Annotated in this window: 24 protein-coding genes; 6 read left to right on the forward strand and 18 right to left on the reverse strand. The window is 65.6% G+C overall.

All coding sequences use genetic code 11. The features are described 5' to 3' along the window. Positions 1–7: 7 nt before the first annotated feature. The 7 genes from AC4FWB_RS06155 to AC4FWB_RS06185 form a co-directional block, all read right to left on the reverse strand. Complete coding sequence (locus AC4FWB_RS06155; RefSeq protein WP_491024962.1) at positions 8–1,297, reverse strand: NAD(P)/FAD-dependent oxidoreductase; 1,290 nt, start codon at positions 1,295–1,297, stop codon at positions 8–10. Next, positions 1,290–2,039 (reverse strand): ABC transporter ATP-binding protein, encoded by a 750-nt coding sequence (locus AC4FWB_RS06160; protein WP_491024964.1) that lies wholly within the window; start codon positions 2,037–2,039, stop codon positions 1,290–1,292. Before AC4FWB_RS06160 ends, AC4FWB_RS06155 begins: the two co-directional genes overlap by 8 nt. Further along, positions 1,963–2,793, reverse strand: a complete 831-nt coding sequence (locus AC4FWB_RS06165) for an ABC transporter ATP-binding protein (protein WP_491024966.1) — start codon at positions 2,791–2,793, stop codon at positions 1,963–1,965. The genes AC4FWB_RS06160 and AC4FWB_RS06165 overlap by 77 nt, the downstream gene beginning before the upstream one ends. Then, a complete protein-coding gene (locus AC4FWB_RS06170) occupies positions 2,790–3,785 on the reverse strand; it encodes a branched-chain amino acid ABC transporter permease (protein WP_491024967.1) in 996 nt (331 codons plus the stop codon). The genes AC4FWB_RS06165 and AC4FWB_RS06170 overlap by 4 nt, the downstream gene beginning before the upstream one ends. Next, positions 3,785–4,735, reverse strand: coding sequence for a branched-chain amino acid ABC transporter permease (locus tag AC4FWB_RS06175; protein WP_491024969.1), 951 nt, complete (start codon positions 4,733–4,735; stop codon positions 3,785–3,787). The genes AC4FWB_RS06170 and AC4FWB_RS06175 overlap by 1 nt, the downstream gene beginning before the upstream one ends. Before the next feature lie 143 nt (positions 4,736–4,878). Continuing rightward, positions 4,879–5,991, reverse strand: a complete 1,113-nt coding sequence (locus AC4FWB_RS06180) for a branched-chain amino acid ABC transporter substrate-binding protein (protein WP_491024970.1) — start codon at positions 5,989–5,991, stop codon at positions 4,879–4,881. A gap of 140 nt (positions 5,992–6,131) precedes the next feature. Further along, positions 6,132–6,902 (reverse strand): GntR family transcriptional regulator, encoded by a 771-nt coding sequence (locus tag AC4FWB_RS06185; protein ID WP_491024972.1) that lies wholly within the window; start codon positions 6,900–6,902, stop codon positions 6,132–6,134. Between the two features lie 110 nt (positions 6,903–7,012). Here AC4FWB_RS06185 and AC4FWB_RS06190 point away from each other — a divergent pair, with 110 nt between their 5' ends. Continuing rightward, positions 7,013–7,771, forward strand: a complete 759-nt coding sequence (locus AC4FWB_RS06190) for a pyrroline-5-carboxylate reductase family protein (protein WP_491024973.1) — start codon at positions 7,013–7,015, stop codon at positions 7,769–7,771. Between the two features lie 27 nt (positions 7,772–7,798). Here AC4FWB_RS06190 and AC4FWB_RS06195 read toward each other — a convergent pair whose 3' ends face one another. From AC4FWB_RS06195 to AC4FWB_RS06225, 7 genes are read right to left on the reverse strand one after another with little or no spacing between them, the layout of a single operon-like run. Then, positions 7,799–8,548, reverse strand: a complete 750-nt coding sequence (locus AC4FWB_RS06195; protein ID WP_491024974.1) for an SDR family oxidoreductase — start codon at positions 8,546–8,548, stop codon at positions 7,799–7,801. A 24-nt stretch (positions 8,549–8,572) separates the two neighbouring features. Further along, positions 8,573–9,553: a 3-hydroxyacyl-CoA dehydrogenase NAD-binding domain-containing protein gene (locus tag AC4FWB_RS06200; protein WP_491024975.1), complete on the reverse strand. Its 981-nt coding sequence runs from the start codon at positions 9,551–9,553 to the stop codon at positions 8,573–8,575. Continuing rightward, the gene (locus tag AC4FWB_RS06205; protein WP_491024976.1) at positions 9,499–10,365 is read right to left on the reverse strand and encodes a hypothetical protein; all 867 of its coding nucleotides are present in this window, start codon (positions 10,363–10,365) and stop codon (positions 9,499–9,501) included. Before AC4FWB_RS06205 ends, AC4FWB_RS06200 begins: the two co-directional genes overlap by 55 nt. Position 10,366: 1 nt before the next feature. Next, complete coding sequence (locus AC4FWB_RS06210; protein WP_491025256.1) at positions 10,367–10,690, reverse strand: NIPSNAP family protein; 324 nt, start codon at positions 10,688–10,690, stop codon at positions 10,367–10,369. 58 nt (positions 10,691–10,748) lie between these two features. Next, complete coding sequence (locus tag AC4FWB_RS06215) at positions 10,749–12,041, reverse strand: acetoin dehydrogenase dihydrolipoyllysine-residue acetyltransferase subunit (protein WP_491024977.1); 1,293 nt, start codon at positions 12,039–12,041, stop codon at positions 10,749–10,751. Between the two features lie 11 nt (positions 12,042–12,052). Continuing rightward, a complete protein-coding gene (locus AC4FWB_RS06220; RefSeq protein ID WP_491024978.1) occupies positions 12,053–13,027 on the reverse strand; it encodes an alpha-ketoacid dehydrogenase subunit beta in 975 nt (324 codons plus the stop codon). Between the two features lies 1 nt (position 13,028). Beyond that, positions 13,029–14,000 (reverse strand): thiamine pyrophosphate-dependent dehydrogenase E1 component subunit alpha, encoded by a 972-nt coding sequence (locus tag AC4FWB_RS06225; RefSeq protein ID WP_491024979.1) that lies wholly within the window; start codon positions 13,998–14,000, stop codon positions 13,029–13,031. Positions 14,001–14,103: 103 nt separating this feature from the next. On the opposite strand from AC4FWB_RS06225, the gene AC4FWB_RS06230 reads away from it, so the two are divergent. After that, positions 14,104–14,850 carry an SDR family oxidoreductase gene (locus AC4FWB_RS06230; protein WP_491024980.1) on the forward strand — a complete coding sequence of 249 codons (747 nt, stop codon included), beginning with the start codon at positions 14,104–14,106 and terminating at the stop codon, positions 14,848–14,850. A gap of 42 nt (positions 14,851–14,892) precedes the next feature. On the opposite strand, the gene AC4FWB_RS06235 is transcribed toward AC4FWB_RS06230, so the two are convergent. From AC4FWB_RS06235 to AC4FWB_RS06250, 4 genes are read right to left on the reverse strand one after another with little or no spacing between them, the layout of a single operon-like run. Beyond that, positions 14,893–16,632, reverse strand: coding sequence for a cobalamin-dependent protein (locus AC4FWB_RS06235; RefSeq protein WP_491024981.1), 1,740 nt, complete (start codon positions 16,630–16,632; stop codon positions 14,893–14,895). After that, positions 16,629–17,435: an alpha/beta fold hydrolase gene (locus AC4FWB_RS06240; RefSeq protein ID WP_491024983.1), complete on the reverse strand. Its 807-nt coding sequence runs from the start codon at positions 17,433–17,435 to the stop codon at positions 16,629–16,631. The genes AC4FWB_RS06235 and AC4FWB_RS06240 overlap by 4 nt, the downstream gene beginning before the upstream one ends. Continuing rightward, entirely contained in the window at positions 17,435–18,208 is a 774-nt protein-coding gene (locus tag AC4FWB_RS06245; RefSeq protein WP_491024984.1) for an aspartate dehydrogenase, read from the reverse strand. The genes AC4FWB_RS06240 and AC4FWB_RS06245 overlap by 1 nt, the downstream gene beginning before the upstream one ends. Positions 18,209–18,217: 9 nt before the next feature. Then, positions 18,218–18,754 carry a cupin domain-containing protein gene (locus AC4FWB_RS06250; RefSeq protein WP_491024985.1) on the reverse strand — a complete coding sequence of 179 codons (537 nt, stop codon included), beginning with the start codon at positions 18,752–18,754 and terminating at the stop codon, positions 18,218–18,220. Positions 18,755–18,907: 153 nt separating this feature from the next. Between AC4FWB_RS06250 and AC4FWB_RS06255 the strand changes: the two genes are divergently transcribed. From AC4FWB_RS06255 to AC4FWB_RS06270, 4 genes are all read left to right on the forward strand, one after another. Beyond that, entirely contained in the window at positions 18,908–20,512 is a 1,605-nt protein-coding gene (locus AC4FWB_RS06255; protein WP_491024986.1) for an FAD-dependent oxidoreductase, read from the forward strand. A gap of 410 nt (positions 20,513–20,922) precedes the next feature. After that, positions 20,923–21,906 (forward strand): ABC transporter substrate-binding protein, encoded by a 984-nt coding sequence (locus AC4FWB_RS06260; RefSeq protein WP_491024987.1) that lies wholly within the window; start codon positions 20,923–20,925, stop codon positions 21,904–21,906. Positions 21,907–21,996: 90 nt separating this feature from the next. Further along, the gene (locus AC4FWB_RS06265) at positions 21,997–22,800 is read left to right on the forward strand and encodes an ABC transporter permease (RefSeq protein WP_491024988.1); all 804 of its coding nucleotides are present in this window, start codon (positions 21,997–21,999) and stop codon (positions 22,798–22,800) included. An 80-nt stretch (positions 22,801–22,880) separates the two neighbouring features. Then, positions 22,881–23,684, forward strand: a complete 804-nt coding sequence (locus AC4FWB_RS06270) for an ABC transporter ATP-binding protein (RefSeq protein ID WP_491025257.1) — start codon at positions 22,881–22,883, stop codon at positions 23,682–23,684. The last annotated feature ends 48 nt before the right edge of the window (positions 23,685–23,732 follow it).

Raw genomic sequence — 23,732 nt, forward strand, 5'->3', positions numbered from 1 at the left:
AAATGCCCTACGAGCGCCGGTCCTGAAGACGGTTCCAGGCGTGTATGCGGTTGGCGACCTGCACCGCGATCGGATGGTACGGAACCGGTTTCATGGCCGTGACCGGCAGCGGCATCTGCCCGTCGGTGCGGCGGCCCGCCGCCCAGCGGCCGATCTCCTGGCCGAGCGACATGGAAAGGGCCACGCCGCGGCCCGAATAGACGCCGCCGAAGACGAGACCGGGCGCCAGCCGATAGAGGCGCGGCCTGCGATCGGGCACTACGGCGAAGGTGCCGTGCCAGTATTCCACCATCTCCGGTTCGCCGCCAAAGGCCCGGAACGCCTTGCCCAGCATGTGCGAGACTTTCGCGCGGCCGCGATCGGCCTCGTTCAGCCAGAACGTGTGCGTGCCGCCGCTCACCAGCCGGTTGTCGCGATCATAGTGGAAGTAGCGGAGGTCGTTGCGCATGTCGGACACGGCCGGATTGCCGAGAAGGATCCTGGCGCGCAATTCCTCCGGCAGCGGATTGGTCGCCGCCTGGAACACCTTGAAGGGCACGAGCGTCTTCTTCAGCCCGGGCCAGATGTCGCCGGTCAGCGCGTTGGTCGCCAGAACCACCTCCGGCGCCGTGACGCTTCCCGTTGCCGTGAACACGCGCCAACCGCCTTCCAGGCGCTCGATCCGCGTGGCGCGCGAGTTCTCCTGGATGGTCACGCCCTCACGCTCCAGCGCGGCCGCAAGGCCAACCGTCATGGCGAACGGATTGATGTGGCCTGAATTGTGGACCATCCAGCCGCCGAGATAGGGGCTGCCGATGCGCGCGCTGGCCTCGGTGCGGTCGAGCCAGGAGACATTTGCGCCGAAGGCTTTCCATTCGTCATGGAACTGGCGAGCGCGGGCAAGCGTCGCCTCGGTGTGGGCGGGCTGGATCCAGCCTTCCTGCACCTGATGCGCATCGATGTTGAAGCGCTGCATCAGGCCGAAGGCGACGCCGGCCGCGTCGGCCACCATGCGGTTGTAGCGGGTGCCGAGGCTCTTGCCGTAGACGGCCTCGAACTCCGAAGGCGATGCCTTGGAATGATGCGAGATGACAAGGCCGTTGTTGCGGCCGGACGCAGCCGATCCGATCTCGTTGCCTTCCAGCAGGATGACGTCGACGCCGCTGTCGCGCGCGCCGAGCGCCGCGGCCATGCCGGTGAAGCCGCCGCCGACGACCAGCACATCGGTCCTCAGATCGCCCTGGAGCGCAGGCGCCGTCTCGCGCGGCTTCGTGGTCTTGCGCCACAGATGCGGCGTCCTCCAGTCGACCTCAAACATTGAGGACATTCTCGTTGGCGGCGCCGAGATAGTGCTCCCTCAATGCGGAATGCTCGGCCATCTCCTGGGCCGGGCCGTGCAGCTTCACCTTGCCGGTGTTAAGCAGATAGGCGTAGTCGCCGCATTCGAGCGCGAGCTGGACGTTCTGTTCGACGAGCAGGATCGAGATGCCGTTGCGCGACAGGTCGAGGATGATGCGGAAGATCTGGTGGACGATCTTCGGGGCGAGGCCGAGGGACGGCTCGTCGAGCATCAACAGCTTCGGTTCGGCCATCAGCGCGCGGCCGATGGCAAGCATCTGCTGTTGTCCGCCCGACATCCGGCTGGCGATGCTGTTGCGGCGCTCCTTGAGCACCGGGAAGAGATCGAACGCCTCGGCGCGAAGCGCCTCGAAACTCTTGCCGGCGCGGCCGATATGAGCCGCGACCAGATTCTCCTCTACCGTCAGGCGTTGGAAGATCTGGCGGCCTTCCGGGCAATGTGTGATGCCGAGGCGAACGACCTGTTCCGGCCGCATGCCGGTGATGTCGCGTCCCTCGAAGGTGATCGCGCCCGCGCTCGCCCGTGCGACGCCGGAGATGGAATTGAGCAGCGTCGTCTTGCCGGCGCCGTTGGGGCCGAGCACGACGACGATCTCATTTGGATCGACCTCGATGTCGATGTCTTCAAGAACGCCGACGCGCCCGTATCCCGAGCTGAGCCCGGCGATCCTGAGCAGCGGCCCGGATGTCGTCGATGTCATTGGCGGTTCCCAGATAGGCGAGTTGGACGTCGGGGCTCGCCTGCACCTCGGCGGGCGTGCCCTGGAACAAAAGCTTGCCGTGATGCATGACGATGATGTTGTCGCAGAGCGACATGACCAGATCCATGTCGTGCTCGACGATGATGGTGATCCGGTCGGGCAGGCGCTGGGCGGCGAGCCTTGCGGTCAGTTCCGCCGTCTCGTGATGGTTCAGCCCGGCGGCCGGCTCGTCGAGCAGCAGCACGCGCGGATTTGCGACCAGCGCGCGGGCGATCTCCAGCATGCGCTGCCGGCCATAGGGCAGGCTGCCGGCTTCGGCCTGCGCATAGCCCCGCAGGTCGAAGAGGCGCAGGATCTCCATGCATTTCTCGCGCCGCTTTTCGCGCCTTGCCGAGGCATAAGGCGGCCACACCACTTCCTTCCAGGTGCCGCCGACATCGGCCGGGTAGAAGCACACTTCGAGGTTTTCGAGCACCGTCATCTGGTCGAAAAGCCGGATGTTCTGGTAGGTGCGGGCCACGCCGGAATTGGCGATCTGATATTTCTTCAGCGTGTCGAGGCGCTTGCCGTCGAGCGCGATCGATCCCGAGGAGACGCTGTAGGAGCCGGCGGTCATGTTGATGAGCGTCGACTTGCCGGCGCCGTTGGGTCCGATCACGCCGTGGATGAGTCCCGGGGCGAAGGAGGCCGTCACGTCGTCGATGGCGACGACCTGGCCGTATTGCTTTCGCAGCTTGTCGAAGGCGAGCGTCATTTGCCGAAAAGCCTCCGGATGAGCTTGTCCGGCCCGAAGCTGCGCGGCACGATGCCGGCCGGGCGCACGATGATGAGGAAGATCATCAAGAGCCCGAGGAAGAGGATGCGCCATTCGGCGAACTCGCGCAGCACTTCCGGCAAGAGCATCAGGATCGCCGCGCCCGCGACGATGCCGAGGATGTTGCCGATGCCGCCGATCACGATCATCAGCACGATGAGCACGGATTCCTGGAGCGTGAAGCTCTCCGGGCTGACGAAGCGCTGCGAGGCGGCAAAGATCGCGCCCGCGATCGAGCCGATCGTCGCGGAGGTGGCGAAGGCGGCGAGCTTGGCGTTGGTGGTGTTGATGCCGATGCCGCGCGCGGCATCCTGGTCCTCGCGGATGGCGGCCCAGGCCTTGCCGAGGATCGAGCGCTCCAGTCGCCAGACCAGCACACCGGCCACCAGCACGGTGACAAGCAGCAGCCAGAAGAAATCGATCGGGCGGGCGACCTGGATGCCGAGGATCGAGGCCTTGTCGAGACGGGGAATGCCCTTCGGTCCGCCGGTGAGCCAGTCGAGATTGTTGATGATGATGCGGATGATCTCGCCGAAGCCGAGCGTGACGATGGCGAGGTAGTCGCCGCGCAGCCTGAGCACCGGTATGCCGAGCAATATGCCGGTGACCGCGCCGAGGCAGGCGGCGACCAGCAGGATGGCGAGGAACGGCCAATGCAGGTCGAGCTGCGGGCTGGCAAGCAGCGCGTAGCTGTATGCGCCGACCGCGTAGAAGGCGACGAAGCCGAGATCCAGCAGCCCGGCATAGCCGATCACGATGTTCAGCCCGATGCCGAGCAGGATGTAGATCAGCAGGCTGTTGATGACGCGGACATAATAGTTGGGCAGGAAAGGCGTCGCCACGATCAGCGCGATGGCGATGGCGAAGAAGAGGAGCGAAATGGCCCGGCCCGAACGCGGCTTGGCGGCGGTGAGGGTCTCGGCTACGGACATCAGAACTCCCTCTTGTACACGATGCTTTCCTCGGACACCGCCTCGCCCAAAATGCCGGCGGGACGGATGAGCAGCACGAGTATGAGGATCGCGAAGGAGAGCACGTCGCGGTATTCGGTGCCGAGCACGCCGTGGGTGACGACAGGCAGCAGCGCCGTTCCGCCGACCTCGACGAAGGCGAGGATGAAGGCGCCGAGCATGGCGCCGGGAATGGAGCCGATGCCGCCGAGGATCGCCGCCGTGAAGGCTTTCAGGCCGATGACGGCGCCCATGGTCGGCGACATGATGCCGTAATAGCTGGCGTAGAGGATGCCGCCCGCCGCGCCGAGCAGCGGCCCGACGAAGAACACCATCGAGATCGCGCCGTTGACGTTGATGCCCAGAAGCTGGGCCGTGGGCCGGCTTTCCGAGACGGCGCGCACGATGATGCCGATACGGCTGCGGTTGACGAGGAAATGCAGGCCGAACATCAGCGCGAAGGCGGCGACCAGGATGCCGATCTGCACCGAGCTGACCGTGCCGCCCAGCACCTCGTAGCGGACGGCGGGGAAGAAGCTCGGAAAGGCGACCGGCTGCGGTCCGGCGAGAATCTGAATGCCGGTTACCAGCGAAAGCGACACGCCGAGCGAGGAGAGCATCGGCGCCAGCCGGGTCGAGTTCCGCAACGGCTTGTAGGCAACCCTCTCGATGCCGACGCCGATGACGCCGACCAGAAAGACGGCGACCAGGAAGGCCGCGGTGAGCGCGATCGCGCCTGTCGCGCCGACATCGCCGACGAGCATGCTGAGCAACAGAAAGGCGACGTAGGCGCCAAGCATGAACATCTCGCCATGGGCGAAATTGATCATGCGCAGCACACCGTAGACCATGGTGTAACCGAGCGCGATCAGCGCGTAGATGGCGCCGATCGTCAGGGCATTGACCGTCTGTTGGATAAGATGTCCCAGCATCGGCTGGCGTCCTGTGCAATAGGGTCCGCCCGGCTGGCGGGGCCGGGAACGATCGACACGGCCGTCGCACTTTCCCTCAGGCGCGGCCGCAGACAAGCAAAAGAGCCGCCCGCCAAGGGCAAGCGGCTCCGTGCGCGCAATCGCTATTTCTGGCCGACGAGCTGGAAGTTCGAGCCGTCGACCTTGTAGAGGTAGGATGGGGCGACTTTAAGTTCGCCGGTCTCGTCGAATTCCAGTTCGCCCACCGCGGTCTTGACCTTGACCGAATGCAGCGCGGCGTTGATGTCTTCGCGCGTCAGGCCCTTGGTCGTCTTGAGCACCTGCTCGAGGATCTGGCCCTGGACATAGCCGTAGATCGAGTAGGGGCCGGCATCCTCGCCATATTTGGCCTTGTAGAGCTTGGCGAAGTCGGCGATCGCCGGAGAGGCATCCATCGGCGGCACCTGGATGGCGACGAGCGTGCCCTGAACGTTGGCCTCGCCGGCCTGCTTGATGAGGTCCGGCGTATAGCCGCCGTCGGGGACGATCAGCGTGGCGTTGATGCCCTGCTCATGCATCTGCTTCGCGAACAGCGCGAGCTGCGGCATGACGGCGCCGAGATAGATCACGTCGGGCTTCTTGGGCTTGATCTGCGCCAGCACGGCGGTGAAGTCGACATCGGTCGGCGCAACGGCGATCGTGTCGAGGACCTTGCCGCCGCCGGTCTCGAAATTCTTGGCAAAGATTTCGGAAATGCCCTGCCCGAAGACCTGCTTGTCGTTGACGACGAGCGCGGTCTTGGCGCCGAGCTTGCCGAGCGCGTATTCGGCCGGCAGCAGCGCGCCCGCCAGGTCGTTGGCGACCGGCCGCACCATGAACTTATAGCCCTGCTTGGTCAGCGAAGGGTTGGAGCCGAAGGTCATCGTCGGCAGCGAGCAGTCTTCGTAGATCGGCAGAGTGGACTGGGCGACGCCGGAATTGAAGTTGACGAGGCCGAGGACCACCTGGTCGTTGTCGCAGAATTTCTGCGCCACTAGCGTTCCTTCGCGCGGGTCCGCCTTGTCGTCTTCCTGCTCGTAAGCAATCGTCACGCCGTTGATCCCGCCGTCGGCGTTGAGCTTGTCGATATAGAGCTTGAAGCCGTTGTGCCATGTGGTGCCGAAATAGGCCTGCGGACCGGAGAGCGGAGCAGAAAGGCCGATCGTGGTCTGCTCGGCCATGGCCGGCGCCGCGAGCAACGATGCTCCGAAAAGGAGCGTGGCAGTGAATTTCCTCATAGTGGTTCCCCTTGGCTACTGGTCACGACGGGAGAGGCCGTTCCGGTCTTCTTCTCCTTGATCGCCATCGAAGCAGACAAAGAGATCGCCGTCAAGAAAGTGTCTACACTATTGCGTTCAATTTTGTGCTCAGATACGGATTATGTGTCGCGGGCCTTTCGCCGGCGCTTCAGGTCGGCGCCGTTGCCGGGCGCGAAAACCTTGAGCAGCGCGTCCTTGAGCGCCTGCTGCGTGGCGGAGACGGTCATTTCGATATGTTCGCGCAACAGCTTCATGCCGTTCTCGGCATCCCGTTTGACGGCGGCGGCGACGATCGCCGAGTGGAAGGTGACCTGCGCCTTGTCATGCGAGGGGTGCTCGATCTGGATGCGGCGAATGAAGCGGATGCGGGCATTGATGGAGGCAAGCTGGCCGACGAGTTCGGGATTTCCCGAGAGTTCGGCAATGAGCAAATGGAAGCCTTCGTCCTCGGCCAGGATGATGTCGGGCGCCTGGTCGCGATAGCCGTCGACGATCGCGTCCCAATACTGCCGCAGCCGGTCGATCTCGCTGTCTTCGGCGCGCTCGCACATCAGCTTGAAAGCGGCGCATTCGATGATCGAGCGCAGTTCGTAGAGGTCGAGCAGGCCCTCGGTGCTGAGGCTTCTGACGAAGAAGCCGCGATTGGGCGTGAGCGAGACGAAGCCCTCAGAGGCGAGCCGGTTCAGCGCCTCGCGTATCGGTGTGCGCGAAACGCCCAGGCTGCGGGAAAGCTGGACCTCGTTGATGCGCTCGCCGGGCTTCAGCGTGAACTCGACGAGGAGCTTGCGGATGGTGTTGTAGGCCCGCTCGCTGCTGTCGGCGGTGCGCCGCGTGTCGGCGTCGCCGGCGAGGAGCGGATCGTTGTCGGTACTCTCGGCGCGTTCGGTCATGTGTGCTCCCATCTGATTTGCATGCAGCTTGTGTCGACACTTTTCGATATGCCTTTCTTTCCCAAACTCATGCGAATGGCAAGCGACAGCTTCGAGCCGAGGGGGCAGCAATGATCTTGGGGGTTCTCGGCGTCGGCCATTTGGCGGCCTCGATGCTGGCCGGGTTCCGGCGCTCCGGACTTGGCGCAGAAAGCATCCTTTTGTCGCCGCGCGGCAAGGCGGCGGCACTGTGCGACCGGCACGGCTACCGGCTGGCAACCGACAACCGCGATCTCGTTGAGCGGGCCGACATCGTGATACTCGCGGTGCGGCCGGCGCAAGCGCCGCTGGTCGTCCGGGCTCTGCCATGGCGCCAGGAGCAGCTTGTGGTTTCGGTTTGCGCCGGCGTGCCGCTATCGCGGCTTGGCGTGGCGCCTGCTCAAGTCGTGCGCGCCATGCCGTTCACCGCCGCCGAGATCGGCGCCAGCCCGACGGCCTATTTCCCCGATATCGAGGAGGCGCGCGCAATCCTCGCCCGGCTCGGCCCGGCGATCGCGCTGGCCAGCGAAAGAGATTTCGAAGTGGCGACCGTCAGCGCCGCCGTCTACGGCTGGGCGCAGGATCTGATCCGCAAGGCGGCCGAATGGTCGAGCGCCGAGGGCCTCGATCCGGCCATCGCCCGCCGGCTGACGGCCATGACCTTCGTGGCGGCCGGCAAGCTGATCGCGGAAAAGCCAGAGCCGATGGACCAGTTGCTCGAGGAACTGGTGACACCGGGAGGCATCACCGAGCGGGGTCTGCAGGTTCTGTCAGCGCGCGGCGTGCCTGCCGCCTGGGACGAAGCTTGCGCGGCGGTGCTCGACAAATTGACCGGGCAGGCGCCTGGCTGATTGCGAAAGGCGTCTCGGCCGCTGCCCTCACCGTTGCGGCGCGGGTGGATAGACCTGGCCGCCGGCGGCCTGTTCGCTGGGGGCGACAATGAGTTCGGCAATATCGACATGATCCGGCAGGCGCAGCGCCGAAACGAGCACGGCGGCAATGTCGGCCGGGCGCAGCGGCCGCTGTTCCGCATACATGCGCTTGCGCAGGCCTTCGCGGTCGCCGTCGAAGGCCTTCAAGTAGAAATCCGTCTCCACGCGCCCGGGAGCGATCTCGGTCAGCCGCACGCCGGTGCCGGCAAGGTCGAAGCGCAGGATACGGCCCGCTTGCGACAGGCCGGCCTTGGCCGCGCCATAGGCCGTCGTGCCGGGAAAGACGGCGCTGGCCGCCGTGCTGGTCAGGTTGAAGATGTGGCCGCGCTTGCGCGCGATCATGCCGGGCAGGAGAAGGCGGATGAGCTGCAGCGGCGCGGTGAGGTTCAGAGCTACCACCTCGGCCGTTTCTTCAGCACTTTGTTCGTGCAAGGGGCGCACCGTTGCCAGGCCGCCGGCATTGTTGACCAGCACGTCGATTTCTGCTGCCCCGAGCGCGGCCGCGATTGCTTCCGTATCGCGGACGTCGGCGACCAGCGGCCTGACCCGCGGCCCGAGCCGCTGCTGCAGGTCAAGCAGCGCGTCGTTGTTGCGCGCCAGCGCATGGACGGTCAGTCCTTCCGCCACGAGGCTTTCGACGATCGCCGCGCCTATGCCTTTCGAGGCGCCGGTGACGAGGGCTGTGCGATAATCCATGGTCGTTCTCCCGAGCTGCGATGATCAGAGCGCGCCGCGCTCGGCGACTGTCTTCAGAACGCCGACGAGTCCCGCTTCCCGCGCTGCCTTCAGCTCCTCCTGGCCGCGGCCGTTCACCGCCGCATTTGTCGATGCCGAGATCGCGCGGATCGTCTCGCTGTCGAGCCTGGCGTCGAGGAGGCTGTACCAGATCGCCTGATAGGTGGGGCCGTATTTGCGCAGGAAGTCTTCGATGCCGTCGGCATTGAGGCTGTTGGAAATGAATGAGCCCTGCAGCGTCCATTTCGGCCCCGGCCCGTACATGAAGGCCCGGTCGACATCCTCGACCGAGGCAACGCCGTCGCGCACCAGCGCGATCGCCTCGCGCCACATCGCGCCCATCAGGCGCAGGGCGATATGGCCGGTCACCTCGCGGTTGAGCGTCACCGGCTTCTTGCCGATGGCCTCATAGATGGCGCGCGCCCGCGCGATCGCCTGCGGATCGGTCGCCTTGCCGCCGACGATCTCGACCAGCGGCATCAGATGCGCCGGGTTGAACGGATGACCAAGCACGATGCGGTCAGGTATGCGGCACTCGGCCTGCATGTCGGACACCAGAAGCGCCGAGGACGAGGAGGCGATGATGACGTCATCGCCGACATGGTCCTCGATCTCGGCAAGCAGCCGGCGCTTGAGCGACAGATCCTCCGGACCGTTTTCCTGCACGAAGTCGGCGCCGTCGAGCGTCTCGGCCAGTGTCGGGAAAAGCTGGATCGCGCCTGGCGCGGGCGAGGGGCCTTTCAACGCGTCGAGATCGGCAATCAGCGCCGGCAGCACGTCGCGGAAGGTTGCCTCGCGCCGCTCCGTCGGATCGTAGACATGGACGTCGTGGCCGGCATGGGCAAAGCAGGCCGTCCAGCGCTGGCCGATCACGCCGAAGCCGACGATGCCGATGGTCAGCTTTTCCATTGTCAGGCCCTCCTTCCGTCGAGCGCGGCGCGAAACGCTTCGTTGACGTCGTTCCATGGGATGAGCAGGTCGAGCCAGGCGCCGACCCGTCCGGCAACCAGGATCGCCTCGTCGATCAGGGCATCGAACGGATGGGCGTCGCCCGTCGCCGCCTTGAGCCGGAAAAGCAGCGCCGGCGTTTCCTCCATGTGGCAGAAATCGCGCAGGCGCGTCGCGGCTTTGTCGAGCGCCAGCGCGGCGGTGTGACGCCGCGTCGCCTCGTCCGCTCCGCCGCGCGCGGCGCGGATCCACCACAAAAATTCATGCAGGACGCGTGCTTCCGATTCCGCGGTGAAGACAGGTCCTGCCGGATGCATGATGGCGCGCGAGGATGTCGCTCGGCTGATGTCGGCGGGACAAGCCGCCCAGAGCGCGTTGCGCGACGCGACGATGTCCCGCGGCAACAGCGATGGCGCCAGCGGGCTGGCCGCGCCGCCGTCCGCACTGGCAAGCGTGCCTTCCAGGATGCGGCGGCCCTGGTCGCGCTTCAGCGTCGCGGCAAGCTCGGCGATGCCTTCCACCGGCGCGTCGAGGTGGCCAAGCACGGTGATCTCGGCATTCTCGGCCTGCAGCGGCGCGAAGGTGATTTCGAGGAACTGCCGCACCGGCCAGTAGATGAAGGCGCCGGCGGTTGCGGAAAGCACATGCGTCGCGCCTTCCACATCCTCCACGAAGGGGGCGTGCCAATAGATGTGGCTGCCGGCGATCTTGGGCGTGTGGAGCTGCAGGCGCATGGGCAGCGCGGAAAGCAGCGCGCGGCGGGTGCGCTCGGCATCGCCGGTAAGCCTTATCGGCCAGCTTTGCCCTTCGGCCGAGAAGATCAGGTCCATCTTATTTCCCGGGATTGAAGAAGGAGACGGGCTTCAGGATCTGGTTGCGCATGTCGAGAAGATAATCGGTCTCGATGACCTTGCGCCGGTAGGCCTGCCATTCCGGGTCGGCTTCCATGCGGTCGCGCCGCTCCTCCCGATCGGCGAGGCTGGCGAATTTCCACAAATGCACGGTGCGCGAGAGATCGCCGATATGGGTCTGGAAGAAGCCGAAAGGCTCCCCCAGATAGTGCCGCTGCATGGGCAGACCGACGTCCTCGTAGAGCATGAGGAAATGCGACAGCTTGTTGGGGCGGGCGGTGTAGGTGCGATGGTCGAAGATCATCTTGGTCACTCCTTCTGGCATCCTGGTCCGGCGATTTTTGCGCCGTCGAAATCGTGGCTCAGCCGCAGCTCCGAACCGTCTCCGCAATCAGCCTGGCCGTCAGCGCCGGCGCTTCCAACTGCGGCACATGGCCGATGCCGTCGAGGAGGTGAACCGCGGCGAAGCCCGGCGCGCGGCCGGCATGGGCGGACGGTATGACTCGGTCGAGCCTGCCCCAGACGAGCCGCGTTGGCACCCCAAGTTCCGCGAGCGCCGTCGTCAGGTCGAAGCTTTGCGTTCCGTCCGGGAATAAGCTGTCGGCCATCGCCGCCAGCGCGTCGCGATTGCCGGTCTTGTCCATCTGCCTGAGCGCCGCCTGCGCATAGCCGGCGGGCAGGGTAGCCGGATCGCCGACCATGACTGCCAGCCACCGCTCCAGCGCCTGGACGTTTGTCGCGCGGGCAAGCCCGGCGATGAAGCCGGCATTGATCTCTGGCCCGAGCCCGCCCGGAGCGAGAAGGGTGACGGAGCGCACGCTGAGACGGCCGAGCCGGGTGAGCGCAAGAGCCGCCGCGCCGCCCAGCGAATGGCCGACGAGATGGGCGTCCCGCACGCCGATGGCCTCCAGGCGGTCGGAGAGGGTGAAGGCGATCTCTTCGATGTCCTTTGCCGGCCGTGCGGCTTCCCCGCCGTGGCCGGGCAGGTCGAGGCTGATCGTCTCAATTCCGGGTTCGAGCAACGGCACGACCTGCCGCCAAACCGAGCGGTCCGCCCCGAAGCCATGGAGCAGCACCACGGGAACCGTCCGCCGCGTTGGAGCTGGCTCGGCAGCCGGCGATGCCTGGGCAGTGGCTTGCGCCGTTTGGACGCCAACCTGATCGTGCGAACGCGCGGCGAGAGCGGCATCGACGTCGCGCTTTTTTATGCGCCCTCTGGGACCGCTTCCCGAAATAGTCGAAAGGTCGAGCCCCGCTGCGCCGGCAAGCCGTCTGGCGAGCGGGCTTGCGATCGCGCGAGCGCCGGACTGGCTGACGGGTGAAGAGGCGTTGTCGGCCGCGAGCGTAGGATTGGCGGCCGCCATCGTCGTGGCAGGTGCGCCGGTCGGAGCCGCCTGGCCAGCCGTCGGCTTCTCGTCCGCGATGGTACCAAGCACAGCACCCACCGGCGCTTCCTGCCCCTCGGTGAAGAAGATGTCCGCCAGCCAGCCGTCGCGGTCGGCTTCGATCTCGGTTGCCGCCTTGGCCGTCTCGACGGTGACGACAAGATCGCCGGCCTTGACCGGATCACCGGATTTCGCCGCCCAGGCGACCACCAGCACGGCTTCCATATATTCGCCGCCGGCGCTGTCGATGCTGATCGGATGGGTCGCCATCGCCGTCTCCGTCACTTCAGCGTGTTCAGCGCGGCGGCGCGGATCTTCTCGGCGCTCGGCAGCATCGCCGTCTCGAGCGGTTCGGAATAGGGGATCGGCATGTCCGGCAGCGTGACGCGCGCGACCGGCGCGTCCAGTTCGTCGAAGGCATGGTCCATGATCGTCGCCGAAAGCTCGGCGGCGTAGCCGCAAAAACGCCAGCCCTCGTTGACCACCACCGCATGGTGCGTTTTTGCGATCGAGGCGACGATGGCGCTGACGTCGAGCGGGCGCAGCGACCGCAGATCGATGATCTCGGCCGATACGGCGTCCTTGGCCAGAAGATCGGCGGCCTTCAGCGCCTCGACCACCATTTTGGAGGTGGCGAAGATCGAGATGTCGTTGCCCTCGCGCACAATCGCCGCCTTGCCAAGCGGCACCGTCACGTCGCCTTCCGGCACCTCGCCACGCATGTTGTAAAGCAGCTTGTGCTCGAGGAAGACGACCGGCTGATTGTCGCGGATCGCCGCCTTCAGCATGCCCTTGGCGTCGGCCGGCGTAGAAGGCGCAACGACCTTGATGCCGGGAATATGGGCGACCATCGAATCGAGCGCCTTGGAGTGCTGCGCGCCGGCGCCGGCGCCGCCGCCGCCCTGGGTGCGCAGCACGAAGGGCATCTTCACCTGGCCGTTCCAGACGTAGTTGTAGATCGAGGCCTGGTTGACCAGCGCATCGAGCGTCAGCGGCATGAAATCGGCATACATGATCTCCAGCACCGGCCGGGTGCCGGTCATGGCGGCGGTCACCGCCATGGCGGTCAGCGCCTGTTCGGAGATCGGCGTGTCGCGCACCCGCGTTTCGCCGAACTCCTCCATCAGTCCCTTCGTCACCTTGAAGACGCCGCCGTAACGACCGATGTCCTCGCCGAAGAGGAAGACGGATGGGTCGGCCTGCATCTCCTCGCGCAGCGCGGCGTTGAGCGCTTCGGCATATCGCATCATCGCCATGTCAGTGCGCCTCGCTGTAGGGATTGCAGGCCTCGTCGACGATGAATTCCGGCATCGGATCGGAAAGCGCCGCCTCGAACGCCTCGTCCGTCTCCGCCTTGGCCGCGGCCTCGATCGCGGCGAGGCGTGCTTCGTCGATTTTGCCGGAAAGCGCCTTGCGCGAGACGAGCAAAGGGTCGCGCGCCTTCCAGGCCGCGATGTCCTCCGGCTTCTGGTAGCCGCCCATGTCGGACGTCGAGAAGCCTTCGATGCGGTAGGTCTTGCATTCGACCATTCCCGGGCCGTCGCCGCGCCGGGCGCGCTCCACCATCGCCGACACGGCGCGATAGACGGCGACCGCATCGTTGCCGTCGACGATCTCGGACGGCATCGCGTAGCCGGCGGCGCGGATCGACAGGTCCGCGACCGGCGACTGGACGTCGGAAGGAACGGTAAGCCCGAACTGGTTGTGCTCGAGCACGAAGACGACCGGCAACTTCCACAGCCCGGCCATGTTCATCGCCTCGTGGCAGATGCCGGTCTGGGCGGCGCCGTCGCCGAAAATGCACATGGCGACATTGCCGGTGCCGAGGATCTGCATCGACAGCGCCATGCCGGTGGCGGCCGGAATGCCCGCGCCGACGATCGCGTTGCCGCCGATCACGCCCTTTTCGGCATCGGCCACCAGCATATGCCCGGCGCGCCCGCCGCAGGCGCCGGTGGCCCGGCCGAATATCTCGGCCACCACGGGACGCATGGCCATGCCCTTGCCGATATAGACGGCATGGCCGCGATGGGTGGTGGCCACCTTGTCGCCTGCCTCCAACGCCGCCGTGGCGGCGACGCCGACGGCCTCCTGGCCGTCGCACCGGTGGATCGGACCGCGCGTGCGCCCTTCCTTGTGAAGCGCTCCGAGTCTCTCTTCCAGGTGCCGCACCAGCAGCATCCGGCAATAGATTTCCAGTTGTTGTTCGACGGAAGGAGTGTTCTTCACGGCTATCCCCGATTTCGTGCCGAAATTAAATACAAAAGTGTCGACACTTTGCAAGCGCTTCTGCAAGATGGGGTGAAAACAAGTTTGGAAAAGGGGACTGGCCATGCGGTTGAAGGACAAGGCGGCAATCGTCACTGGAGCCGGCGCCGGCATCGGCGCCGCCGTCACCGAACTGTTCGCGAAGGAGGGCGCCCGCATTCTGGCCGTCGACCGCGACGGCGCGCGGGCCAGCGAAGTGGCGGCCAGGACCGGCGCGCTGGCGATGGAAGCGGACGTTTCCGACGAAACCTCCGTCGCGGCGATGGTGCGCCGTGCGGAGGAGGCATTCGGGCGCGTCGACATCCTCGTGAACAATGCTGGCTATGGCATACGCGGTTCGGTCGTCACCACCGCCGCGGGGGATTGGGATGCGCTGATGGCTGTGAACCTGAAGGGTGTCTTTCTCTGCTCCAAGCATGCCATTCCCGTCATGGCCGCAGGCGGCGGTGGGGTGATCGTGAACACTGCCTCCAATGTCGCCAATGTCGGGCTGGCCGACCGGGCCGCCTATGTCGCCTCGAAGGGCGGCGTGGCGGCGCTGACGCGGGCCATGGCGCTCGACCATGCGGGTCAGAACATTCGCGTCAACGCAGTGGCGCCGGGCGTCACCTGGTCGAGCTATTTCGACAGCATGCTCGAGACGCATCCAGACCCGAAGGGGTTTGTCGCCGCGCTCAATGCACGTTCGCCGATGAACCGGGTCGCGCAGCCGATCGAGATCGCCAATGCGATCCTGTGGCTCGCCAGCGACGAGTCTTCCTTCGCGACCGGCTCGATCCTGACGGTCGACGGCGGCATGACCGCCTGGTGACCGCAGGCTCCGTTGCATCGTGGTGAGGGACCGTTAGCGACGTCAGGCAGCGGGCGGAATGGAGCGCAGGGCGGCGAGCATCTCGTCGAGGTCGGCGCAGGGCAGCCAGCCGAGGTCGGCGATATCCTTGGTCACGTCGACCGGCAGACCCGAATTCGAGTCCTTCGGCACCTCGTTCAGCCGTCCGCCGATCAGGACCGGCAAGGCGAGGCCGCGCGCCGCCATGGCGGCCTTCACCGCCTGCGCATAGCGCAGCGCCACGCCATTGTAGGTGCTGACTGCGATGGCGTCCGCGCCGGTTTCGGCGGCGCGGGCGACAAGCGCTTCCGGATCGACGGCGACGCCGGCATCGGCGATGGCGACGCCGAGGCCTTCGAGCGCCTGCTCGACGAGATATTTGCCGTGCTCGTGCACGTCGGTGGTGCCGATGCACACGGTGAGCCTCCTTGCCGCTTCCACCTGCTTTTGCGCCGCGACCCAGGCCGCTGCCTTGTGGTTGAGCTCGCGCGCCCATTCGGCGTGGATCAGCGGCGCGCGTCCGCGTGGGCCGGCGGCACCAGGGCCGAAAAGCGCTTCCAGGCGCTTCGGCCCGATGCGGCGGATGGCCAGCATCAGCGCGGAGGGATCATCCACTTCGACCCCGCGTTCGGCGAGACCGGCGAGAACGGCACCAGCAAAGCGGCGCCCGCCTTCGACCAGCACATCGGCCATCGCCTCCACCTTCGCCCAGTCCAAGACCGGGTCGTAGAAGGGCGCATGCAACGTGAGCCGATGGGCGAAGGTCTGTGCATCGATGATCTCGTCGACATCGGGGATGCGCTGGTTCTCCGTCACCGGCACAGGGTTGATCGCATGGCCCGACGGCCACCGCCCCATGGCGAGCATGTCGGCCATGAGATAGCTCGCCAGGCTGGCGTAGTTGCCGGCCGGGGTCGACTGATAGGAGACGGTGTTGCCGAAGATCATGGTGCCTGGCGTGTCGGTGACCCGGACCAGGGCCGCGTGAAAGGCGGTGCGCGAGAGCGGATCGCTGAAGTGATGGCCATAGCAATGGCCAAGCCGCGCGCCGATCAGCGTCTCGACGATGTGCTTTTCCACCAGCACCATGCCGAGCGCGCAGGCCATGTCGACGAAAAGCCCCGCGAATCCATCGTCGAGATTGGAATGGACAAGGATCTCCGCATCCTGCGCGGCGATCAGGCCAAGCGCGGTGACGGTCGCCTCGGTGGTCGCCACGTCATCGTCCCAATAGGGCAGCCGGAAGGTGAAATACTGGCCGAGATTGCCGATCGCCGTCGCTCCGGCCGCGATCGCGGCGCGGGTGTTTTCGACCGCGCCCGGCAGGCCGAGCATGAAGTCGCCGAAATGGGCGGCGGCGGGCGCCGCATTGGTAATCCGCGCGAAGTCCTCCGGACCGGTGAGCACGATGCCGGTGCCGCGCGCGGCCTTGGCGCGCATTGCTTGCGGATAGCCCATCGACCAGTCCAGCGTGATGCCGAAGCGGTCGACGGTCACGCCCGCCTTCCGGCATTGCTCATGCACTTCGCTGATCGCGGCGATGGTGCGATCGACGCTTCTGAAGCCGATATGTGCGTGTTGCATGATGCGTTTTTCGGCCGCCGCCTTGCGTTTCCACGCAGCCTCCGACGGTACGCCGGTTTCGGCAAGGAAGCGGCAGGCGCCGAGCCGCCAGTCGCGCGCCATCGCGCGCCCTTCGGCAAGCAGGTCCGCCCCCGGCTTGAGGCGCGGATCGATGAGAGCGGGGGAGGCGTCGGCGGTCATGATATCTGCTGTTCGGTTTCGGCGATGAAGCGGCGGATGATGGCAACGAAACCCTCGGGATCAGCGAGGGGATGGAAATGCGCGCCGTCGACGGACACGTATCTCGCGGCTGGTATCGCTGCGGCGATTGCCTGGGACAGGGCGGGCGGCGTCAGGACATCGGCCATGGCGGCGATCACCTGTACAGGAGCGGCGATGCGCGGCAGGTCGGCAAGGCGGTCGTGGTCGAGCAGCATGCGCACGCGCTGAGCGGCGACGGCGAGTGGGGCAAGCGTCCTGGAAGCGGCGGCGACCGCCGCTTCGAGCTGCCCTTCATGTGTGTCGAGATAGGCAGGCTCGTGGCAGAGCGCATTGCCAAGGCGCTGGTAGGTCTCGGCCATGCCGGCCTCGAGCAATTCGGCGCGGGCGGTGAACAGCGCGCGGAAGCGGGCGTCGGCCCGTGCCCAGGAACTGCTGATCGTGTAGCTCAGGCCAAGGCCGGCGTGATCGAGCGCGAGCACCTGCGCGATGGCGCCGCCGGTGGAATGCCCGACGATATGCGCCGGCCCGCCCGTGCTCGCCAGCAGGGCGGCAACATCACTGGCGATCAGCGGAATGGAGTAGGGGCCGTCCGGGCGGTCGCTGCGGGCCGCGCCGCGATGGTCGGTGACGATCAGGCGATGGTCGGCTTCGAGCAGGCCCACCACGCCGGCCCAGAACCGTCCGTCGCCGCCGAGCCCCGGGACGAGAATGACGCGCGGACCGTTCGCGCCAAACGTCTCGTAGTGGATGCGGCAACCGTCGGCGGCGGTGAAGAAGGCCATCAGCGGCCTCCCGTGGCGAGCAGGTCGCGAAGCGCGGCAACGAGGCTTAGCGCCGTCAGCGCCGACGTCTTCGGATTGCCCGGCGATGGCGCGTTTGCGAGACGGAAGGAGGCAGTGCCCGCGGCACTCTCGGCCTCGATTTCATGGCTGTTGCCGGCCGCCTTCGGATCGGCGATCGCGCGCACGGTGACCTTGTCGGCGCCCACGGCCAGCGCCACGGCGAAAGCGGCATTGAGGTTTTTCGGGTAGGCCGCCGCCGCTTCCGCTGGCGTGCCCTCGAACAAGGTGACTGCATCGTGCTCGGCCGACAGGCCCAGCGCGGTGAGTTCCGCCTTCCAGGCCGCCGGCGGCTTGCGTGAGGTGTAGCGCACCCGCGCATCGGGAAGGGATGCAATCGCGCGAAGATAATCGAGGCCGCCCAGAGCGCCTGAAGGTAGGATGACGCGCGCGCCGCCATTGCGGCCGGCGGCGGTGACGCGTGTATGAAGCGCCGCGTCGGCGAGAGCGCCGACCGATGCGATGACGGTCGGGATCCCGGCTTCGAGCAGCGCCGGGACGTAGCCAGCCATGGCCTCCTGACCCGCCGCCTCGACCACCGCCTCCGGCTGCGCGTCGATCAATTGCTCAATCCGGGTGACCGCGCTGACGTTCGCCGGCAATGCAGGGCTGGCGTTCTCGCGCAGGAGCACCACCCAATCGACCAGGTCCGGTGAAAAAGCCGAGACGATGTCACGCGCGATCGCGCCGTAGCCGATGAGACCGAGCGTCGTCATCCGGCTGCTTCAGGAGTTCCGGGTTACTGGATCGAACTTGTCGGCGAGGTCTGTTCCGAAGACCGTCTTGCGCTCGATCTCCAGCACGTTTTCCGGGCGCGGGAAGTTGGACGGCACACGGTCGCCCGGCTTGCGCGGCTTGCCGATGAGGCGGAAGAAGTCCTCGAGCCCGTTGGGCACGATCAGCCAGATCCAGCGAAGCTGCGTCTCGCCGTCATTGATGAACATGTGCCTGACATTTTTCGGCAGGAACACCACGCTGTCGGGCCCTATCGGATACTCCTTGCCGTCGACGACGGCGCGGCCGTTGCCTTCGATCACATAGATCGCTTCCTCGTTGCGGTCGTGTGTATGCTCGCGCACATAGCCGCCTGGCGCGACCGATTGCGTGCCGAGCGCGAACGGATGCTCCATGCCGACGATATGCGGCGCCAGCGCCACGTCGATATGGCCGTTCGCAGGCACCGGCTGCCAATAGCTTTCGCGCGTTTCGGATCCGGAGACATGAATGCCGGAGGGGGCAGGTGGAAGGTGGGTGTCGTCCATGGTTTTAGCCCTGTCGAAAGGAGCTGCACAGATCGCGCGAGGCATGCCGCCGACCTGTCTGAGGCTATAACGCAAAAAGTGTCGACACAATAGTAGACAGATTTAATTTCGCGCACTTATAGTGACGCCGCGATGACAGCAGGGGGAGCGCCAATGGGCGAATTCGACGTTCTGGTTATCGGTTCGGGATCGGCGGCCTGCTCGGCGGCGCTCAGGGCTGCCAAAGGCGGCCTCAAGGTACTGGTGATCGAAAAGAGCGAATGGCTGGGCGGCACCTCGGCCATGTCAGGCGCGGGGGTCTGGATACCCGCCAACCATGTGGCGGCGGGCGCCGGTGTTGCCGACAGCCGGGAAGATGCGCTGACCTATCTGCGCGCCGTGGCGCCGCAGGGCTGGGCGCGCAAGGAAGACGCACTCTGGAGCGCCTTCGTCAGGGCCGCTCCCGACATGCTGCGTTTCCTCTCCGGCAGCACGCCGCTCGACTTCCGCCTGGTCAAAGAGCCGGATCCCTTCGCCGAGGCCCCCGGCGGCAAGCTTTTCGGCCGCATGGTCTCGCCGAGGCCGCTCAGCCGCCGGATCCTGGGCAAGTTTGCGTCGCGCCTGCGCCGCTCCACGCTGCCGCACAGCTTCAGCTACCAGGAAATCGTCGACCTCGACCTCTATCATCGCCCCATCCGCGCCGGGCTGAGACTCTGGCCGCGGCTGCTTTGGCGGCGGCTGACGAATTCCGGCGGGCAGGGCACGGCGCTTATGACCGGGCTCATCAAAGGCTGCCTGGACGCGGGCGTCGCTTTTCAACTGGAAACGCGCGCCGTGAGCCTGCTTCAGGATTCGGACTCGCGCATCATCGGCGCCGAGATGGAGCGCAAGGGCCAGCGGACGAGGCTTCTTGCCCGGCGCGGCGTGGTCATCGCGAGTGGCGGCTTCGAATGGGATGCCGAGATGCGGGCGCGCCATTTCCCCGGTGCGTTTGACCGTATCGGCAGCCCTCCCACCAATGAGGGCGACGGCCAGAAGCTCGCAGCCTCCGTTGGCGCCGAACTCGACCGCATGGACCAGGCGAATGTCTATCCCTGCCTGCCGACGCGCTACCAAGGCAAGCCGCACGGCCTGCCCATGACCTTTCAGGCCGAGCCGCATTCGATCGTGGTCAACCGCGATGCGAAGCGCTTCGTCAGCGAGAATGATTTCAACATCGGCGAGGCGATCGATGCGCGCGGGGCGGACGGCACGCCGGCGAACCTGCCCTGCTATCTCGTCGGCGATCATCGTTTCCTGAAGGCGTCGCTGCCTTTCCGCTGGTACGCCTCTTATGAAAGCCAATGGGTCAAGAAGGCAGATACGATCGGCGGTCTCGCCGCGAAGTTAGGGCTGCCGGCGGCGGCGCTCGAAGAGACGATTGCGCGCTGGAACGGCTTTTGCGCGAAGGGACGCGATGAGGATTTCCGCCGCGGCGAGAACGGCTGGGAGGACTACAAGGCGCACGGCCCGCAGAACCGCCTGAAGCCGATCGACAAGCCCCCCTATATCGGCATGACGATCAATCGTTCGATCCTCGGCACCAAGGGCGGCGCTCGCACCAATGAGCGGGCGCAGGTGCTGCGGCCGGATGGTTCGATCATCCCCGGGCTCTATGCCGCCGGGCTGGCCATGGCCAATCCGATCGGCACGCGCGCCGTGGGCGCCGGCACGACGCTCGGCCCCAACATGACCTGGGGCTTCATCGCCGCCGAAACGATCCTTCACCAGAACCGGTGAGCCGCTCGGGGACATATCAATGGGTGCTCGCAACTGCTGGCACTACGGCAACCGCGCCATCTAGCCACGGCCTTCGGATTTAGCCTGTTCCGCCGGCGTGGTTCGGAGCAAGTCTCCGATTTTCGGAGCGATCCGAAGCGGCAGCCGGTTTCCGACCATAAGCCTTCGAGAGTTTTTCTGCCTCTCTTGCAAGCGAAGGTGCAGGCCCCTGCTTCGGTTTCGGCGAAGCAAAGGACAGAAAAAGACTTCTTTTTGCGATCCGGCCCGGATGCTCTCTTGCAGGACCTAGAACACGCAAGGCCCGCCTGGGAGGGCGACGCATAACAAGAGAGCGGCTGCCGAAACGACAGCTTGGCATACGCCACTTGAATGAGGCCGATGCCGGTAACAGCCATAGGGGAACCACGACAATGAAGACTTTCCGAAATTACCTAATGACCGCGGTCGGCGCGGGCCTGCTGGGCCTTGGGCTTGCCGCTCCCGCTAACGCGGGCGCCATTCGTCTCGGCATGACCACCTGGGTGGGTTATGGGCCGCTGTTTCTTGCCCGCGACCTCGGCTACTTCAAGGAAGCCGGTGTCGATGTCGACCTGAAGATCATCGAGGAATCGGCGCTTTACATGGCGGCGGTCGCCGGTGGCGATCTCGACGGCGCCGCCTCCACTGTCGACGAGCTGATGAAATACCGCTCGGACGAACTGTGCTTCAAATACGTCCTTGCGCTCGACGACAGCCACGGCGGCGACGGCGTCGTCACGCAGGCCGATGTCTCCTCCCTGAAGGACCTGAAGGGCAAGCCCGTTGCCTTGAACGAGGGCTCTGTTTCCGAATTCTGGTTCAACGTGCTCCTGAAAAAGGAAGGCATGACCGAGGACGACGTCAGCGTCACCAACATGACCGCCGATGACGCCGCGACCGCCTTCATCGCCGGTCAGGTTCCCGCCGCTGTGACCTGGGAGCCGCACCTCACCGAAGTTCGCAAGGGCGGCAAGGGAAAGGTGCTGATCGATTCCACGACCACCCCCGGCCTGATCGTCGACGTGATCGCCCTTAACTGCGACCTAATTGAAAAGCACCCCGAGGACGTGAAGGCCCTCGTCAAGGGCTATTACAAAGCGGTCGAATACATCAAGACCAATCCGGAAAAGGCCTATGAGATCATGGCCAAGGGCATTGGCGGCTATCTCGAGAAGCCTGAGGATTTCGCGGCCGGCGCCAAGGGCGTGCGCTATTACGACCATGCCCGCAACCTGGAATTCTTCGGCACGCCGGAGAAGAGCGAGGCATCCGATCTGGTGAACTTCGCGCAGGACGTCTGGGGCAAGGCCGGCAAGCTCAAGATGACGATCGACGCGAAAACCATCCTCGACACCGATTTCATCAAGGAGCAGTGAGCTTTCGAGGTCGTCGGGGTCGGCCTGTCCGGGCCGATCCCGTTGTCTCGAAAGCTAAAGTTTCGCGCGTAAATCAACGGAGGCCATCCTATGGCACAGAGGCGGACGGCGTGGACACGCCTGACGACCCCATTCGCCAACATTCCCGCCGGCGCGGCAACGACGCTCGCGCTGGCGATGTGGGTGGTCGTGATCGGCGGCTGGGCTTTGCTGTCCTATGGCCGCGTCGTGCCGAACATGTTCCTGCCGACGCCCGGGACCGTGCTCGAGACGACCTATCGCATGTCGCTGGACGGCAGCCTTTTCTACCACACTTTGACCAGCGCCAAGGTGGTGCTTCTCGGCTTTATCGTGTCTTCGCTGATCGCGGTGCCGCTGGGATTGTGGATGGGCACCTACCGGGCGGTGCAGGCGCCGCTGGAGCCGCTGGTCAATTTCATCCGCTATCTGCCGGTGACCTCGTTCGTGCCGCTGTTTATCCTGTGGATCGGCATCGGCATCGAGCAGCGCATCGCGGTCATCTTCTTCGGCACCTTCTTCCAGCAGCTCGTGATGATCTCCGATTGCGCGCGCGGTGTATCGAGGGACCTGGTCAACGCTTCCTACACTTTGGGCACCAAGCGCAGCGAAGCGGTCTGGCATGTCATTTTCCCTGCAGCGCTTCCCGCGATCCTCGACACGCTTCGCGTCACCATGGGCTGGGCCTGGACATATCTTGTCGTGGCTGAGCTCGTCGCCGCCTCAAGCGGCCTTGGCTACATCAGCCTGAAGGCGATGCGCGGCTTCCAGGTCGATGTGATCTTCATGGCGATCGCCGCGATCGGACTTCTCGGCCTCATCACCGACACGGCATTCCGCATCATCCGGGCGAGGGTCGCGCCATGGGCACCTTGATTTTGAACGCAAGCTCACAAACCGCAGCCGGATCAAGGGTAGTGATGACCGAAACCATCAAGGCGAACAATCCGGCCGGCATGGCCCACGCAACCGGCGGCGATCCGCAGTCGGCCGGCACCACGATGGCGATCGAGGACGTGACATTGCGTTACGGCGACGTCAACGGCGTGCTGGCGCTGGACGATGTGTCGCTGAAGGTGGCCAAGAACGAATTCTGCGTCATCGTCGGTCCTTCGGGATGCGGCAAATCCAGCCTGCTCTATCTCGCCGCCGGCCTCAACGACGCGACCTCGGGCAGCATCAAGGTCGACGGCAGGGAAGTGATCGAACCTGGCCCCGACAGGGGCATGGTGTTCCAGAGCTACACCTTGTTTCCCTGGCTCACGGTGCGCGCCAACATCGAGTACGGTCCGAAGCGCAAAGGTCTCCCGGCTGAGCAGCGCAAGCAGATCGTCGACCAGTATCTCAACGAGGTCGGCCTTGCGCCCTTTGCCGACCATTACCCCGCCCAGCTCTCGGGCGGCATGAAGCAGCGCGTGGCGATCGCGCGCGCCCTTGCCAACGACCCGGCCGTCCTGTTGATGGACGAGCCTTTCGGCGCGCTCGACAGCCAGACGCGCGGCACCATGCAGAAGCTGCTCTTGCGCGTCTGGGAGCGGCAGCAGAAGACGGTGCTCTTCGTCACCCACGACATCGACGAGGCGCTGGTCCTCGGCGATCGCGTTCTGGTGATGACGGCCCGGCCGGGCAAGATCAAGGCCGAGATCAAGGTCGACATCCCCCGGCCGCGCTCGATGGACGTCATCCTCGAACCCGATTTCATCGCGCTCAAGCGCCGCATCCTCGGCCTGTTGCACGACGAGATCGACGAGGATCATTAAGAGCAAATGGTTGAGGCAGTTCAGCGATACCAAGCGCTGAGCTGCCCC

It is taken from the genome of Mesorhizobium sp. LEGMi-168a (assembly GCF_058312955.1).